This is a genomic window from Curvibacter sp. EU05-FHT14A10, assembly GCF_058791075.1.
The window spans coordinates 295,688-311,570 of the sequence record NZ_JBYTDE010000003.1; the positions used below are offsets into that span (position 1 = coordinate 295,688).

The following is a 15,883-nucleotide window of genomic DNA, read 5'->3' on the forward strand; positions in this document are numbered from 1 at the left end:
CAGCCCTCAATCCGCCTTGAACCCCGTGGCCGCCACGGCCTTACCCCAGGTCACGGTGTCAGCCGCGATGATGCGGCCAAACTCTTCGCGCGAGGTGCCGGTGACGGCAAAGCCGGCGTCTTCCATCTTCTGCCGGCCTTCGGGCGAACGCACGGCCTTCACGATGTCGGCGTTCAGCTTGGCCAGGATGTCGGGCGGCGTGCGCGCGGGCGCCACCACGCCGAACCAGGAGTTGAATTCCAGTCCCGCGTAGCCCTGTTCTTTCAGGGTGGGCACATCGGGCAGGCTGGCGCTGCGGGTGGCGCCACTGCTGCCCAGGGCCAGCAGCTTGCCGGCCTTCACATTCGGCACCGCCAGGCCCACGCTGGCAAACACGGCCTGCACGTCGCCGCTGAACAGGCCGCCCAGGGCATCGCCTGTGCTCTTGTAGTGCACGGCTTCGGGCTTGATGCCGATGGCGTCACCGAACATGTAGGCCCCGAAGTGGCCCGGGGTGCCCGCGCCGAAAGTGGCCATGAACAGGCCCTTTTGGCTGCGCGTCCAGTCGACGAACTCCTTGGTGCTGCGGGCCGGCACCTTCTGCGGGTTGACCAGCAGCACGAAGTTCGAGGTCACCACCTGGCTGACGGCAGCAAAGTCTTTGGCGGGGTCGTAGGGCAGGCGGTTGTAGCTGCTGGGGGCAATGCTCAACTGGCCGGTCTCGCCCAGCATCAGGGTGTAGCCGTCGGCTGGGGCGCGGGCCGCTTCGCTGGCGGCGATCAGGCCGCCGGCGCCGGGCTTGTTGTCCACCACGACGGCGGTGTTGCCCCAGGCCTCTGACATCTTCTGCGCCAGCAGTCGTGCCACGATGTCTGGCCCGGTGCCGGCCGGAAAGCCCACGATCAGGCGCACCGGGCGGTTGGGGTAGCTGGCCGCCGGGCTTTGGGCCCAGGCCATCGAGGTGGCCAGGGTGCCCAGGGTGGCGGCCGTCAGGGCGGTGCCCAGCCAGCGGCAGGCGAGGCGGCGGGGGTTCTTGTTGTGCATGGTGTCTCCTTCAGGGCTGATCGATGTTGTGTGTTGTGTGTCGCGAAAGCGGGTGGGTCAAAGCAGTTCGTGGAAGCGCATCAGCACGGCGCTGGGCTCGCGCACCCCGCTGCCGATGAACAGGCGCTCGGTGATCCAGCGCAGCGTGGGAGCGCTGGTTTCGAAGCGGGGCGCACAGCGGAAATACACCTGGGCCGGGTCCACCGGCTCGCCGCGCACCAGGCGGGCCATGGTTTCTGGCTCGGCGCGGCGCAGGGCATGGTTGTGCACGTAGATCAGTTCGCCGGCTTCGGTTTCCAGCACGTAGCGGGCATCGAGTTCGGCCAGGGTGTCGCTGAGCAGAAGCTGGAAATCAGCGCCACCCGGCAGCACCCGGGCTTTCCAGCCCACCCCCTGGACCTGACCGCCCAGGATGGGCACCACGCGCCGGTGGCCGTGCGGGCCTGGCCCCACATCCTGGGGGATGCCGACCTGCACCTGCAGGTCGGCGAAGGGGCGAAAACTGGGCGATACGAACAGGGACATGGGCACTCCGTTTGGGCGTGCCTTAGCGTAAATCCGGTGGCGCTGACCGCCTGTCATCCCAGAAGATGACAGCCATGAGGAAATGGACCCCTGGCAAAAGCAACTCACCAGCCCTGGCCGGGGGCGTGATGGCCCAGGCCATCTGCCGTCTGGGTGAAGAGGGCTTTGCCGCTGATTTGCTGCCTGCGTTGAGCCCCTTGCTGCCGGCGGCCTCGTGGTCGGTGTACCGCACCGGGCTGGCGTGTCAGCCCGCCCTGTTCATGTCCGCCAGCCATGGTGTGCCTGACACCACCCAGGCTTGCTGGCATGCCTATCTGGCTGGCCCCTACGCGCGTGATCGCAGCCTGCACAGCGAGTCGGCGGGCCCTTCGGTGCCGCTGCAGCTGTGCCACATCACTGCGCGCGAGGTCCCCCAGGACCACCGCGCCTGCGTGTACGAGGCCCATGGCGTGGCCGAGCGGGTGTCCATTGTCGAGGCCGAGGGGCCGGAGTGCATCTTTGCCGTGAACTTCTACCGCCACCAGCACCAGCGGCCCTTCAGCGACGCCCAACTGGGCGACTTCGAGGCCTGGTCACCGGCGCTGCTGGCCCTGGTGCGCAAGCATCTGCAGGTGAGTCCGCCGGCCCAGGGGTCGACGCAAGCAGCCTGGCGTGAGCGCCTGCAGGCCTTGCAGCAAGGCCTGACGGAGCGTGAGCTGGATGTCTGTGAGCGATTGCTGCGCGGCTACACCCAGGACGGCGTGGCCGCCGATCTGGGTTTGAGCCTGGCCACGGTCAAGACCTATCGCAACCGGGCCTTTGCGCGGCTCGGCATCCACTTCCGCAACGAATTGTTCGCCCGGCTGATGTGAGTGTCAGGCAGGGGCTTGTAGACGGCTTTGACGATCTCCCATCGACCCATGCGAGATCGTCAACGCGTTCTCAGACCCAGCTCAGGGCCCCCAGCAAGGCCCCGGCCGCCAGCAGCCACAGCAGGTGGATGCGGGTGCGCCAGACCAGCAAGGCGGCCACAGCGCTCAGGGCCCACAGGGCGCCATCCTGGCGCGGGTCGCCGCTGACGCTGCCCAAGGTCCAGGCCGTGGCCAGCAGCAAGCCAATCACCAAGGGGGCCATGCCTTGCTTGAAGGCCCGGATGGCCCGGTGCTGTTGGTAGCGGGCGGCCCAGCGGGTGGCCACCCAGGTCAGCACGGTGCTGGGCACCAGCATGCCCAGCATGGTGCAGGCCATGCCCAGCACGCCCAACGTGGCGGCATGGGCGCTGAGGCCGCTGCCACCGGCGGCGTTCAAGCCCACGTTCCAGCCCATCAGGCCGACAAACAGCACGTTGGGCCCCGGGGCCGCTTGCGCAATCGCGATCGAGGCATTGAACTGGGCCTCGGTCAGCCAATGCTGTTCCAGCACCAGGTAGCGGTGCATGTCGGGCACCAGGCTGATCGCACCACCCACAGCCAGCAGCGACAGTGAGGCGTAATGCAGCAGCAACTGCAGCCATTGGAGGGCTTCGAAGTGCAGGCTCATGGGGCGATCTTTCGCCAGGTCAGGCCGCAGGCCAGCAGGCCCAGGCCGGGCACCACCCAGCCCAGGGGCAGGTGCAGCCAGCCCACCAGCACGAAACAGGCCGCGGCCAGCAAGGCGCACACGGCCCGGCCCAGCGGGTGCTTCTTGAGGGGGGCCGCCAGCTTGAAGGCCGTGGCCGCGATCAACCCGGCGGCCACCGCGGCCATCCCGCGCAAGGCACCTGCCACCTGTGGATGTTGGGCGTACTGCACGTAAAGCGTAGCCAGGGCCAGCACGATCAGGGTGGGGAATGCCAGCATGCCCGACAGGGCGGCCATGGCACCACGCCAGCCAAAGTAGCGATCGCCCAGCATCACCGACAGGTTGACCACATTGGGGCCGGGCATGATCTGCGCCACGGCCCATTCCTCGACGAACTCTTCGTTCGTCATCCACTTCTTTTTTTCGACCAGCTCGCGCTGCACCACCGCCAGCACCCCCCCAAAGCCCTGCAGGGCCAGGATGCTGAACGAAAAGAACAGATCGCTGGGGGAACGGGGGCGCGGCCGGATTTCGGCGGCCGCATCTGCAGAGGGGGCGGGGGGCATGGGCATCCCGGGATTATCGCCAGCTTGACCCAAGGCAAGGCATGGCCATCGCAATGCCCGACCCCGCCGCTTCAATACACCGGGTGGTGCTTCTCGATGGCTGTGCGGGTTGCAGCATCGATCGCGAAGCCCGCTCCATGGCGACGGGCCAGTTCGTCCGCGCGCTGCAGGAAGGCCGCCACCCCCATGCCGTAGATGAACTGCAGGGCGCCCCCGGTCCAGCCCGGAAAACCGATGCCGAAGATGGATCCGATGTTGGCGTCGTGCACGCTGGTCAACACCCCTTCGGCCAGGCAGCGTGCCGTCTCGATGGCTTGTCGGTACAGCAGGCGGTCTTTGACCTCCTGCAAGTCCCAGTCGTGGCCGGGCTTTTCAAACAGGGGGCGCAGCTCGGGCCAGAGGCGCTTTTTCTGGCCGGCCGGATAGTCGTAGAAACCGCCGCCGCCGGCCCGGCCCGGGCGGTTCAGCTCTTTGACCATGCGCTCGACCAGCAGTTCACCCGCCCCTGGGTGGTAAGTTTGCCCGGCGGCGGCCAGGTCGGCACGCGTCTGGTCGAGCACGTGCACGCTGAGCGTCAGGGCGGTTTCATCGAGCACCGCCAACGGGCCCACCGGCATGCCTGCCTGCACGGCGGCGTTTTCGATCACCGGGGCCGGAATGCCTTCGCCCAGCATCGCAGCGCCCTCCATCACATAGGTACCGAAGGTTCGGCTGGTGTAGAAGCCGCGCGAATCGTTGACCACGATGGGCAGTTTGCCCAGTGCTTGCACGTAGTCAAAGGCGCCGGCCACGGTGTCGTCGCTGGTCTGGTGGCCCCGGATGATCTCGACCAGCTTCATCTTGTCGACCGGGCTGAAGAAGTGGATGCCCACAAAGCGCTCGGCATGGGCGCTGGCCTGGGCCAGGCCACTGATGGGCAGGGTAGACGTGTTGCTGGCAAAAAAGCCACCGGCGGCCAGTTGGGGCTCGGCTTCGCGGGTGACGCGGGCCTTGAGTTCGCGGTTCTCGAACACCGCCTCGATGATCAGGTCGCAGCCCTGCAGGTCGGCCGCCTGATCGGTGGTGTGGATGCGCGCCAGCAGGGCCTGCTGATCGGCCGGGCTCAGTCGGCCCTTGTCGACCCGGGGCTGGGTGATGCGCTGGCTGTAGGCCTTGCCCGCCTCGGCCTGCTCGACACTGACGTCTTTGAGCACGGTGGCAATGCCCCGGCTGGCCTGAGCGTAGGCGATGCCCGCGCCCATCATGCCGGCGCCCAGGATGCCTACCTTGTGCGGCTTGAAGCGCGCCGCGCTGCCTGGCCGCGACTGGCCGCTCTTGATCGCGTTCATGTTGTGGAAGAACGTGTTGATCATGTTCTTGGCCACGGGGCTGGTGATCAAGCGCGCCAGATAACGGCTTTCGATGCGCAAGGCGGTGTCGAAGTCGACCTGGGCCCCTTCGACCATGGCAGCCAGGGCGGCTTCAGGCGCCGGGTACAGGCCGCGGGTGGTTTTTTTGAGCATGGCCGGGGCCACGGTCAGCGCGCTGGCGATCTTGGGGTTGGCGGGGGTGCCGCCAGGCATCTTGTAGTTCTTGTCATCCCAGGGCTGGCGTGACTCGGGGTGAGCGGCAATCCAGGCCAGGGCAGCGGGCCGCAGGTGTTCTGCGTCGCCGACCAGTTCGTGCACCAGGCCCAGCTCCAGGGCCTCACGGGGGTTGAACAGGCGGGCTTCAAGGATGTAGGGCTGGGCACCCATGAGGCCCAGCAGGCGGGTCATCTTGGTGATGCCGCTGGCGCCGGGGATCAGGCCCAGGGTGACTTCGGGCAGACCGAACTGGATCTTGGGGTTGTCCACGGCCACGCGGTGGTGGCCGATCAGGGCCACTTCCCAACCACCGCCCAAGGCGGCGCCATTGAGGCAACTGACCACCGGAATGCCCAGGGTCTCGAGGGTGCGAAAGTTCTTTTTGGTCTGTTCGATGTCGGCAAAGACGCGACTGGCATCGTCGGGCTGCAGGCGCATCGTGGCCTTCAGGTCGGCGCCGGCAAAGAAGGTGGTCTTGGCTGAGGCCAGCACCAGGCCCTTGAGCTGGGCCCGGTCGGCCAGCACGCGCTGGGTGACCGTGCTGAGGTCTTGTTGCCAGGCCTGGCACATGGTGTTGACGGCCGAGCCGGTCTCGTCAAAGGTGAGGGTGGCGATGCCGTCGGCAAGTTCGTAGCGGATGGTTTTCAAGGCCGTGTCTCCGTCGGGGTGTTCGGGTTGGGGATGGAGCGAGCGGGGCTGTGACTCACAGCCGCTCGACGATGGTGGCAATGCCCATGCCGCCCCCCACGCACAGCGTGGCCAGGCCGTAGCGCAGTTGGCGCCGGTGCAGCTCGTCGATCAGGGTGCCCAGAATCATGGCGCCCGTGGCCCCCAGCGGGTGGCCCAAGGCGATGGCGCCGCCGTTCACATTGACCTTCTCGTGGGGCACTCCCAGCTCTTTCATGAAGCGCATGGGCACGGCTGCGAAGGCCTCGTTCACCTCGAACAGGTCGATCTGCCCGATGTTCAGACCCGCGCGGGCCAGCGCCTTGAGGGTGGCCGGCACGGGGCCGGTCAGCATGATGGTGGGGTCGGCGCCGCTGAGGGCTGTGGCCACGATGCGGGCGCGCGGTGCCAGACCGTGCTGGCGGGCTGCCTGCTCGGAGCCGATCAGCACCGCCGCGGCCCCGTCGACAATGCCCGAAGCATTGCCGGCATGGTGCACATGGTTGATTCGTTCGACCTGGGGGTAGCGTTGCAGCGCCACGGCGTCAAAGCCCAGGGCGCCCAGTTGCTCGAACGAGGGCTTCAGCGCGGCCAGGCCCTCAAGCGTGGTCTGGGGCTTGATGAACTCGTCTTCTTCCAGGATCACCTGATCGAGAAAGTCGCGCACGGGCACCACCGAGCGCGAGAAGTAGCCGGCGGCCCGTGCCGCGGTGGCGCGGCGCTGCGATTCAAGGGCAAAGGCGTCGACATCGGCGCGGCTGAAGCCGTCGAGCGTGGCGATCAGGTCGGCCCCGATGCCCTGGGGCACAAACAGGGTGGCCGAGTTGGTTTCGGGGTCCTGGGCCCAGGCGCCGCCGTCCGAACCAATGGGTACCCGGCTCATGCTTTCCACGCCGCCGGCCACCACCAGGTCCTCCCAGCCCGAGCGCACCTTCTGGGCCGCCAGGTTGACGGCCTCCAGGCCCGAGGCACAAAAGCGGTTCACCTGAACCCCGGCACACCGGAAATCCCAGCCCGCCTTGAGTGCGGCCACCTTGGGCAGCACCGAGCCCTGCTCGCCGATCGGCGACACGATGCCCATCACCACGTCGTCGACCAGGGCGGTGTCAAAGCCATTGCGCGACTGCAGGTCGTTGAGCAGGCCGGCCAGCAGGTTCACGGGTTTGACTTCGTGCAGGCTGCCGTCTTTCTTGCCTTTGCCCCGCGGCGTGCGGATGGCGTCGAACACATAGGCTTCGGTCATGACTTGTCTCCAGAGGCTGGGCTGCCGGCAGGCGAAAGCCGGCCGCAGCAAATGGGGTGATTGGACCCCGCAGTATATTTTTTACAAAGCAATTGCTCTGTAAAAATGGAGACAAAGCCAAAAAGCCCGGATCGGGCGGCAAGGATGGCGGCGCAGGGGGGCCCTGCTGCCGTTCAGGCAAACACGTCGAGCTGGCTGCCCAACAGACCCGTGGCGCTGCCCACCGTCAGCAAGCCTGCCGCAGCGGCGGTGGGCATGTTGTAGAGCATGGCCACCGTGGCGGCCCCCTTCACCAACGCCGGCACATCGACACTGTTGGGCACCCCCAGGGCATGCGCAATCTGGGAGATCGGCTTCTCCAAGACGTTGACGGCAACGTTCAATGCGACGCTGTTGGTGACGTTCAAGCAGGGCTCCTGGCAGGGTTGTGAGGCGGCTTACCGGGTTTTCGGCAGCCGCGCAGGTAACTGAAGCGTGAACTTTGTAAAGACGGCGCATGGATTCCGGCAACGCTTCACGGCATAATTTTGCAAAGCAATTGCTTTTCATAAATGGGCGACCAGCCCGCCAGGAGACACACCCATGATTGCACGTACCTTGTTCAGCCCCGATCACGAAACCTTCCGCGACAGCTTTCGCCGTTTCTGCAAACAGGAGATCGAGCCCTTTCACGCTGACTGGGAGGAACAAGGCTATGTGGACCGGGAGGTCTGGCGCAAGGCCGGCGAGAACGGCTTTCTCTGCATGACCTTGCCTGAGGAATACGGCGGGGCCGGGGCTGACCGCTTGTACTCGGTGGCGCAGATGGAAGAGCTGTCGGGCGGCGGCTTCAGCGGCATCGGCTTCGGCCTGCACAACGAGATCGTGGCCCCCTACATCCTGCATTACGGCACCGAAGCCCAGAAGCAGCACTACCTGCCGCGCATGGCCACCGGCGAGCTGGTGGGGGCCATCGCCATGAGTGAGCCCGGTGCCGGCAGCGACCTGCAAGGCGTGAAGACCACGGCCTTGTTGCAGCCCGATGGCAGCTACCTGCTCAATGGCAGCAAGACCTTCATCACCAACGGTTGGCATGCCGATCTGGTGATCGTGGTGGCCAAGACCGACCCGGCTGCCGGTGCCAAGGGCACCAGCCTGTTGCTGGTCGAGCGCGGCATGCCAGGCTTTGAGAAGGGCAAGCGCCTGAAAAAGCTGGGCATGAAGGCACAGGACACCTCCGAGCTCTTCTTTGACAACGTGCGACTGCCCGCCGACAACGTGCTGGGCGGTGCCGATCAGCTCAACCGTGGCTTCATCTGCCTCATGGAGCAACTGCCCTGGGAGCGCCTGCAGATCGCCATCGGTGCCGTGGCTGCCGGCCAGGCCGCCATCGACTGGACCCTGGCCTATGTGAAAGAGCGCAAGGTCTTCGGTCAGCCCGTGGCCAGCTACCAGAACACCCGCTACACCCTGGCCGAACTGCAGACCGAGGTGCAGGTGGCCCGCGTCTTTGTCGACAAGTGCATCGAACTGCTGCAGGCGGGCCAGCTCGACACCGCCACCGCCAGCATGGCCAAGTACTGGTGCTCGGATCTGCAATGCAAGGTGATGGACGAATGTGTGCAGTTGCACGGCGGCTATGGCTACATGTGGGAATACCCCATCACCCGCGCCTACGCCGACGCCCGCGTGCAGCGCATCTACGGCGGCACCAACGAGATCATGAAAGAGGTGATCACCCGGGCGATGGGGATTGGTGGGCGCTGAGCAGTGGGTCGATTCCATGCGTTCTTGACACCCGAATTTCCATTTGAAACGTCGTGAGGGCTGGGCGATCGCATGCTGAGGCCCTGCATGCAAGCCCCGGAGCGATTGTTCTGATGCCTCCAGGTTGAGCTTGAGAAAAAAGTCCTCTGGAGGAATAATGACTCAGCGCTGGGACGTGGAATACACCGACGAGTTCGGGCAGTGGTGGGGTTTGCTGACAGAGGCTGCCCAGGAATCCATTGACGCGTCGGTGCGCTTGCTGGAGCAACTGGGGCCTCAATTGGGCTTTCCACACAGTTCTGGGGTGGCGGGCTCCAGATTTCCTCATCTCCGGGAACTGCGTGTGCAGCATCAGGGGCGCCCGTTGCGAATTCTCTATGCGTTCGACCCGCGACGCAGCGCCATCCTGCTGTTGGGGGGTGACAAAACGGGTGACGATCGTTGGTACCGCGAGCAAGTTCCTGTGGCAGATCGGCTGTATCAGGCGCACCTCGAAGCATTGCGGAAGGAAGGGCTGACCCATGGCCGGAAAATTCAGTGAATTGCGCTCCAGGATGTCCCCGGAGGCTCAGGCCCGCGCCGCGGCGCGGGCCGAGGCCATGTGGGTGGACATGCAACTGCAGGCCGTGAGGCAGGCACGTCAAATGACCCAGTCGGATGTGGGTACGGCGATGGGCATTGAACAGGCCGCCATCTCCAAGCTAGAACGTCGCAATGACATGCATGTCAGCACGCTGCGTGAGTACATCCGGGCTTTGGGAGGTGAGTTGAAGCTGGTGGCCTCATTTCCTGACGGCGATGTGACTCTGAACCCGATGTTGTCCGAACCAGGATGCGCGGCAGACCCCGGTTTCCTTGATCTTCATCAGCCCTCGCTCAAGCCCCCCGGCCAGCCTTGAGAATTCGCAAGGGCAGGGGGCCTGCCGACGCCGACAGTGGAGGCATCCAATCCAAGAAAGGGTGTTCCCATGAAGGCTTTTCAAGACCTGATTTCGACCGACTACGGCCTCATGAGCCTGGGCGGCATCGTGTTCATGCTGTGCATGGGGGTGTTTTTTCTGCGCCTGTTCCTGAACAAGATCAAGGGCTCTTGAGCGCGTCCAGATCAAGGTGGGTGGCCAGCGGCACGCCGCGCGGCGCCACGTAGGCGGCCAGCACCCAGGCCCGCCCGGCGGCCGACTGGGCCTGGTGTGCTAGGTGGCTGAGCAGGAAGTCGATCGATCCCTTGTCCAGTGCGGCAAAGGGATCGTCCAGCAGCATGAGCGTGGCTCCGCTGGCCAACACACCGGCCAGCGCCACCTTGCGGCGGGTGCCGGTGGACAGCATGTACAAGGCCTTGTCGAGGTGGGGGTGCAGATCCAGGCCCTCGATCATTGCGCTCAGCAGTGCGGCATCGAAATGTGGGTGGCGTTTTTTCAGTCGGGCAAAGCAGTCGGCTGGGTAGAGCGGATCGTCTGCTGCACCCCGCAGATCGCACCAGGCCACCTCGGCTGACCAGGCTGCAGCGGCGGGTGTCAGGGGGGTTGACCCACAGCGCAAGCTCAGTTCGCCTGACTGCGGGCGCAATTCGCCAGCCAGCAGATGCAGCAAGGTGGTCTTGCCACAGCTCTCGTCGCCACTCACCCAGGTCACCCCGGCGGGCAGGCTGGCGCAGAAACCTCGCAGCACCGGAACGGCAGGCTGGCCCTTGTGGGCCGGGTAGTCAAAGCAGAGCTGCTCGATCTGCAGCACGGGCGAGGGTGTGAGGGCCATGGTGGGGCGGGGATGTAATGAGGGCACAAGGGCCGGGCCTGTAGGGGGATCGACCTCATCGATCCATCCACCCGGCGCCTGCGCCTATGATCATCGCATCAACCGGCGTCCGTTCTGGGCGGCCGCCGGGTCATTTTCGGGGCGTTCCAGGGCTATCGCCACACCGGCCCGCCCTACCTGCCTGCCTTTCTGCCTTGCCTGTCTCCATGTCGTCTGCCGCCGCTGTCCGCATCCTGTCCGTCATCCCGCCGATGACGCAGCTCAACACGCCTTACCCTTCCACGGCCTACCTCACTGGCTTTTTGCGCGCCCAGGGGCTGGATGCGCGACAGGAGGATCTGGCGCTGGCGCTGGTGCTCAAGCTGTTCTCGGCTGCGGGGCTGCGCGAGGTCCGGGCCGTGATCGAGGCCGGCCCAGAGGCGCAACGCAGCGCTCGGGTCAATTTGTTTCTGGATCAATTCGACCGTTACCTGGCCACGCTGGAGCCCACCATCGGCTTTCTGCAAGGGCGTGATCTGAGTCTGGCGCACCGCATTGCCGGGCGGCAGTTCTTGCCCGAGGGCCCGCGTTTTGAATCCCTGGAGGTGTACCTGGCCGAGGAGGGCGAAGACCCGCTGGCCTGGGCCTTTGGCGCGCTGGGGCAGCAAGACCGCGCCCGCCATCTGGCCACGCTGTACCTGAACGATTTGGCCGACGTTCTGCGCGATGCGGTGGACCCGCGCTTCGAATTTGTGCGCTATGCCGAGTCACTGGCTGCCGCGCAACCCACGTTTGACCCGCTGGCCGAGGCTCTGGCGGCGCCGCGCAACCTGGTGGACGAGACCTTGTGCGAGCTGGCCCTGCAAGCCGTGGCGCGCCACGAACCCACGGTGGTGCTGGTGTCAGTGCCTTTCCCGGGGGCGGTTTACGGGGCTTTCCGGGTGGCGCAGGCCATCAAGGCGCGCCACCCGGGTCTGGTCACGGTGTTGGGCGGCGGGTTCGTCAACACCGAGCTGCGCGAGCTGGCCGAGCCCCGGGTGTTCGACTACTTTGATTACGTCACTCTGGACGCTGGCGAGAGCCCCTTGCTGGCTTTGCTGGAGCATCTGCAGGGGCGCCGTTCGCGTCAGCGCCTGGTGCGCACTTTTGTGCGCGATGCGGCCACAGGACAGGTGCAATGGCAGCACCTGGAGCAGCCTGAGGTGCCGTTTGAAAACGTGGGCACACCCACCTGGGACGGCCTGCCGATCCACCGCTACCTGTCGCTGCTGGACATGCTCAACCCCATGCATCGGCTGTGGAGCGATGGCCGCTGGAACAAGTTGACTGTGGCCCATGGCTGCTATTGGAAGAAGTGCAGTTTCTGCGATGTCAGCCTGGACTACATCTCGCGCTATGAGACGGCCAGCGCAGCCACCCTGGTGGACCGAATCGAGGCCATCGTTGCCGAGACCGGCCAGACTGGTTTTCATTTTGTTGACGAGGCGGCGCCGCCCAAGTCGCTCAAGGCACTCGCGCAAGAGTTGCAGCGCCGCGGCACCTCGATCTCGTGGTGGGGCAACATCCGTTTCGAAAAGTCCTTCACCCCCGAGCTGTGCCAGCAACTGGCTGACAGCGGCTGCATTGCCATTTCCGGCGGCCTGGAGGTGGCCTCTGACCGTCTGCTCAAGCTGATGAAAAAAGGCGTGTCGGTGGAGCAGGTGGCCCGGGTGACGCGCAGCCTGACCGACGCAGGCATCCTGGTGCACGCCTACCTGATGTATGGCTTTCCGACCCAGACGGTGCAGGACACCGTGGATGCGCTGGAGTACGTGCGTCAGCTGTTCGAGAACGGCTGCATCCAGTCGGGCTTCTGGCACCGCTTCGTGTGCACGGTGCATTCGCCCGTGGGCCAGAACCCGCAGGACTACGGCATCAGCCTGGTACCGCTGCCACCGGGCCAGTTTGCCCGCAACGACATCGCGTTCCGCGACCCGACCGGGGTGGACCACGACGCCCTGGGCGAGGGTTTGCGCAAGGCCATTTACAACTACATGCATGGCATTGGGCTGGACCAGGATGTGCGCAATTGGTTTGACTTCCATGTACCCAAACCGACAGTCAAGCGGCAGACCATTGCCAGGGCCCTGGCCCAGACCCATTGGGACTGAGGGGCCGAATTTGCATGGGTAAGCAAGCTAATTTATCAAATTAAATTTGATTTATTCTGCGACAATGATTTTCAAATCATTTCAGCAGGCAAGTTTGCCTGTCCTTGCGCGGGGTGTTTGTTGCCATGTCGATCCTCCAGAATTGTCCGACCGTCTTGTCGATGGGAACGCTCACCGAGCAGACCCGTGCCGTGGTGCAGCTTTATTTCGAGCAGGTGAAGGCCGGTGAGGCCGCCGAGGGCTTTGCGGCCCTGCTGGCGCCTGAAATGGTCTGGGACATCCCGCACAATTCGCTGGTCATCCCCTGGAGTGGGCCCGCACAGCGGCGCGAGCAGGTGGCCGACTTCATCACCCAGCACCGTCGACGCGCCACGCCACAGCGCTTCACCGTGAAGCAGGTGCTGGCCGAGGGCTGCCACGCCATCGCCACCGGCGAGCTGGAGACCCGGCTCAATGCCAACAACGAGTTGATGCGGGTCGACTTTGCTTTTCACTTCACGGTACTGGCCGGGCAGATCACCCAGATCAAGGTGTACGAAAGCACTTACCCCGTGCCTGAGCTGGCCGCCGTGCCGCGGCGCATCCTGGGGCGTTCGGTCCATTAGCCCTTCTGGGGGTACTGACAAAACCGTTCATGGGGTGCACACCCGTAAAATGGAGGGTTATCCCCAAGAAGCCCCCCATGAACGCCCCCGTCGACGTTTCCTTTTTCGCGCGCGCCGCCAAACCGCTGAACAGCTACCGCAAGTTCTGGGCGGCCCGCTTCGGCACGGCGCCGTTCCTGCCGATGAGCCGTGCGGAAATGGACAAGCTGGGCTGGGACAGCTGCGACATCATCGTCGTCACCGGCGATGCCTATGTGGATCACCCGAGCTTTGGCATGTCGGTGATCGGTCGCATGCTGGAGGCTCAGGGCTTTCGCGTGGGCATCATTGCCCAGCCTGACTGGCAAAGTGCCGACCCCTTCCGGGTGCTGGGCAAGCCCAATCTGTTCTTCGGGGTGACCGCGGGCAACATGGATTCGATGATCAACCGCTACACGGCCGATCGAAAAATCCGTTCCGACGACGCCTACACCCCCGGCGACGTGGGCGGAAAGCGCCCCGACCGCGCCGCCATCGTGTACAGCCAGCGCTGCCGAGAGGCCTACAAGGATGTGCCCATCGTGCTCGGGGGCATCGAGGGCTCGCTGCGCCGCATCGCCCACTACGATTACTGGAGCGACAAGGTGCGCCGTTCCATCGTGGTCGATGCCAAGTGCGACCTGCTGCTGTACGGCAACGCCGAGCGGGCCATCGTCGAGGTGGCGCACCGACTGGCTGCCCGCGAGCCAATCGAAAAGATCACCGACGTGCGGGGCACCGCCTTCATCCGGCGCAGTGGCGACGAGTCGTCTGAGGGGTGGTTCGAGATCGACTCCACCCGCATCGACACGCCGGGCCGTGTCGAAGCCCACGTCAACCCTTATCTGATGATCTCGGACCAGGCGCGCGAACAGGGCGCCACCTGCGCCCGTGAAGACGAGGCCCAGGCCGTGGCCAGCGACGCTGAAGCCCGGGCCGGGAGCCACGTGCCCACCACCAAACCGCTGACCTTCGTGCCCAACCCGGCCCTGCAGGGCCGCGTCAAGGTGCCACCGCGCGAGCGCAGTGTGATCCGCCTGCCCTCGTACGAGCAGGTCAAGAGCGACCCGGTGCTGTACGCCCACGCCAACCGGGTGCTGCACCTTGAGACCAACCCAGGCAACGCCCGCGCCCTGGTGCAAGCCCATGGCGAGGGCGTGACCGCGCGTGACGTGTGGATCAACCCGCCCCCCATCCCACTGACCACGGCCGAAATGGATCTGGTGTTCGACCTGCCCTATGCGCGCAGCCCGCACCCGGCCTACGCCGATGAAAACGGCAGCCATGACGGCACCACCAAGATCCCGGCCTGGGAGATGATCCGCTTCAGCGTGAACATCATGCGCGGCTGTTTTGGTGGCTGCACTTTCTGCTCAATCACCGAGCACGAGGGCCGGATCATCCAGAGCCGCTCCGAGGACTCGATCATTCGCGAGGTGGAGGAGATCCGCGACAAGGTCAAGGGCTTCACCGGCGTGATCTCCGATCTGGGCGGTCCCACCGCCAACATGTACCGCATTGGCTGCAAGACGCCCGAGATCGAGGCCGCCTGCCGCAAGCCCAGCTGTGTGTTTCCGGACATCTGTCAGAACCTCAACACCAGCCACGATCCGCTGATCAAGATCTACCGCCGCGCGCGGGCTCTGAAAGGCATCAAGAAGATCCTGATCGGCTCGGGCCTGCGCTACGACCTGGCGGTGAAGAGCCCCGAGTACGTGCGCGAGCTGGTGCAGCACCATGTGGGGGGCTACCTCAAGATCGCCCCCGAGCACACCGAGCAGGGCCCGCTGACCAAGATGATGAAGCCGGGCATTGGCAGCTATGACCGCTTCAAGCAGATGTTCGACAAGTTCTCTGAAGAAGTGGGCAAGAAGCAGTTCCTGATCCCTTACTTCATCGCCGCCCACCCGGGCACCAGCGACGAGGACATGATGAACTTGGCGCTATGGCTCAAGCGCAACGGCTTTCGTGCTGACCAGGTGCAGACCTTCTACCCCAGCCCCATGGCCAGTGCCACGGCCATGTACCACAGCGGCCGCAACCCGCTGCGCAAGATCACGCCCGACAGCGAGTCGGTCGACATCGTGCGCGGTGAAAAGCGCCGTCGCCTGCACAAGGCCTTTTTGCGCTACCACGATCCCAACAATTGGCCGCTGTTGCGTGAGGCACTCAAGGCCATGGGCCGGGCCGACCTCATTGGTAACGGCAAGCAACACCTGATCCCGACCTTCCAGCCGCTGACAGACGGCAGTTACCAGAGTGCCCGCCGCAAAAACTCGACGCAGGCCCCGGCTCGGCCCACTGGCAAGGCCGTGCCTGCCGTCGGCGCACCCCGTGGCGCCCGCGGGCCAGCGCTGGGGCAGGGCGCCGCACCCGCCGCACCGGTGGCACCCGTCAAAGGCCGCATCCTGACCCAGCACACCGGCCTGCCGCCCCGCGCCGGCACAGGTGTCGGCAAACCCAAAGCCGGCCGCAAGGGGCCACGCTGAGGCGCTTGCGGCCTTGT

Annotated in this window: 16 protein-coding genes; 8 read left to right on the forward strand and 8 right to left on the reverse strand. The window is 65.3% G+C overall.

The genetic code is table 11. From position 1 onward, the window contains the following. Window positions 1–6: 6 nt before the first annotated feature. Together AC3WUT_RS07380 and AC3WUT_RS07385 are read right to left on the reverse strand one after the other, a co-directional pair. On the reverse strand, window positions 7–1,023 hold the full coding sequence (locus AC3WUT_RS07380; RefSeq protein WP_492346422.1) for a Bug family tripartite tricarboxylate transporter substrate binding protein: 1,017 nt from the start codon (window positions 1,021–1,023) through the stop codon (window positions 7–9). A gap of 57 nt (window positions 1,024–1,080) precedes the next feature. Next, complete coding sequence (locus AC3WUT_RS07385; protein ID WP_492346423.1) at window positions 1,081–1,548, reverse strand: DUF3237 domain-containing protein; 468 nt, start codon at window positions 1,546–1,548, stop codon at window positions 1,081–1,083. 74 nt (window positions 1,549–1,622) lie between these two features. Between AC3WUT_RS07385 and AC3WUT_RS07390 the strand changes: the two genes are divergently transcribed. Next, window positions 1,623–2,399, forward strand: coding sequence for a LuxR C-terminal-related transcriptional regulator (locus AC3WUT_RS07390; RefSeq protein WP_492346424.1), 777 nt, complete (start codon window positions 1,623–1,625; stop codon window positions 2,397–2,399). A gap of 70 nt (window positions 2,400–2,469) precedes the next feature. On the opposite strand, the gene AC3WUT_RS07395 is transcribed toward AC3WUT_RS07390, so the two are convergent. The 5 genes from AC3WUT_RS07395 to AC3WUT_RS07415 form a co-directional block, all read right to left on the reverse strand. Then, window positions 2,470–3,066, reverse strand: coding sequence for a chromate transporter (locus tag AC3WUT_RS07395; protein ID WP_492346425.1), 597 nt, complete (start codon window positions 3,064–3,066; stop codon window positions 2,470–2,472). Continuing rightward, window positions 3,063–3,659, reverse strand: coding sequence for a chromate transporter (locus tag AC3WUT_RS07400; protein ID WP_492346426.1), 597 nt, complete (start codon window positions 3,657–3,659; stop codon window positions 3,063–3,065). The genes AC3WUT_RS07395 and AC3WUT_RS07400 overlap by 4 nt, the downstream gene beginning before the upstream one ends. 65 nt (window positions 3,660–3,724) lie before the next feature. Further along, window positions 3,725–5,866, reverse strand: coding sequence for a 3-hydroxyacyl-CoA dehydrogenase NAD-binding domain-containing protein (locus AC3WUT_RS07405; RefSeq protein WP_492346427.1), 2,142 nt, complete (start codon window positions 5,864–5,866; stop codon window positions 3,725–3,727). Between the two features lie 55 nt (window positions 5,867–5,921). Beyond that, window positions 5,922–7,127: an acetyl-CoA C-acetyltransferase gene (locus AC3WUT_RS07410; protein WP_492346428.1), complete on the reverse strand. Its 1,206-nt coding sequence runs from the start codon at window positions 7,125–7,127 to the stop codon at window positions 5,922–5,924. A 173-nt stretch (window positions 7,128–7,300) separates the two neighbouring features. After that, entirely contained in the window at window positions 7,301–7,534 is a 234-nt protein-coding gene (locus AC3WUT_RS07415) for a hypothetical protein (protein WP_492346429.1), read from the reverse strand. A gap of 175 nt (window positions 7,535–7,709) precedes the next feature. On the opposite strand from AC3WUT_RS07415, the gene AC3WUT_RS07420 reads away from it, so the two are divergent. From AC3WUT_RS07420 to AC3WUT_RS07435, 4 genes are all read left to right on the forward strand, one after another. Continuing rightward, entirely contained in the window at window positions 7,710–8,873 is a 1,164-nt protein-coding gene (locus AC3WUT_RS07420) for an acyl-CoA dehydrogenase family protein (RefSeq protein WP_492346430.1), read from the forward strand. A gap of 157 nt (window positions 8,874–9,030) precedes the next feature. Then, on the forward strand, window positions 9,031–9,414 hold the full coding sequence (locus AC3WUT_RS07425) for a type II toxin-antitoxin system RelE/ParE family toxin (RefSeq protein WP_492346431.1): 384 nt from the start codon (window positions 9,031–9,033) through the stop codon (window positions 9,412–9,414). After that, on the forward strand, window positions 9,395–9,772 hold the full coding sequence (locus AC3WUT_RS07430) for an XRE family transcriptional regulator (RefSeq protein WP_492346432.1): 378 nt from the start codon (window positions 9,395–9,397) through the stop codon (window positions 9,770–9,772). Before AC3WUT_RS07425 ends, AC3WUT_RS07430 begins: the two co-directional genes overlap by 20 nt. A gap of 69 nt (window positions 9,773–9,841) precedes the next feature. Further along, window positions 9,842–9,967 (forward strand): DUF3149 domain-containing protein, encoded by a 126-nt coding sequence (locus AC3WUT_RS07435; protein WP_492346433.1) that lies wholly within the window; start codon window positions 9,842–9,844, stop codon window positions 9,965–9,967. Here the strand turns inward: AC3WUT_RS07435 and AC3WUT_RS07440 are convergent. Next, window positions 9,954–10,625 (reverse strand): ABC transporter ATP-binding protein, encoded by a 672-nt coding sequence (locus tag AC3WUT_RS07440; protein WP_492346434.1) that lies wholly within the window; start codon window positions 10,623–10,625, stop codon window positions 9,954–9,956. The genes AC3WUT_RS07435 and AC3WUT_RS07440 overlap by 14 nt on opposite strands. Window positions 10,626–10,831: 206 nt before the next feature. Between AC3WUT_RS07440 and AC3WUT_RS07445 the strand changes: the two genes are divergently transcribed. The 3 genes from AC3WUT_RS07445 (at window position 10,832) to AC3WUT_RS07455 (ending at window position 15,866) form a co-directional block, all read left to right on the forward strand. Next, window positions 10,832–12,754, forward strand: a complete 1,923-nt coding sequence (locus AC3WUT_RS07445; RefSeq protein ID WP_492346435.1) for a B12-binding domain-containing radical SAM protein — start codon at window positions 10,832–10,834, stop codon at window positions 12,752–12,754. Between the two features lie 161 nt (window positions 12,755–12,915). After that, entirely contained in the window at window positions 12,916–13,359 is a 444-nt protein-coding gene (locus tag AC3WUT_RS07450; protein ID WP_492346436.1) for a nuclear transport factor 2 family protein, read from the forward strand. A gap of 77 nt (window positions 13,360–13,436) precedes the next feature. Then, window positions 13,437–15,866, forward strand: coding sequence for a YgiQ family radical SAM protein (locus tag AC3WUT_RS07455; RefSeq protein ID WP_492346437.1), 2,430 nt, complete (start codon window positions 13,437–13,439; stop codon window positions 15,864–15,866). Window positions 15,867–15,883 lie beyond the last annotated feature (17 nt).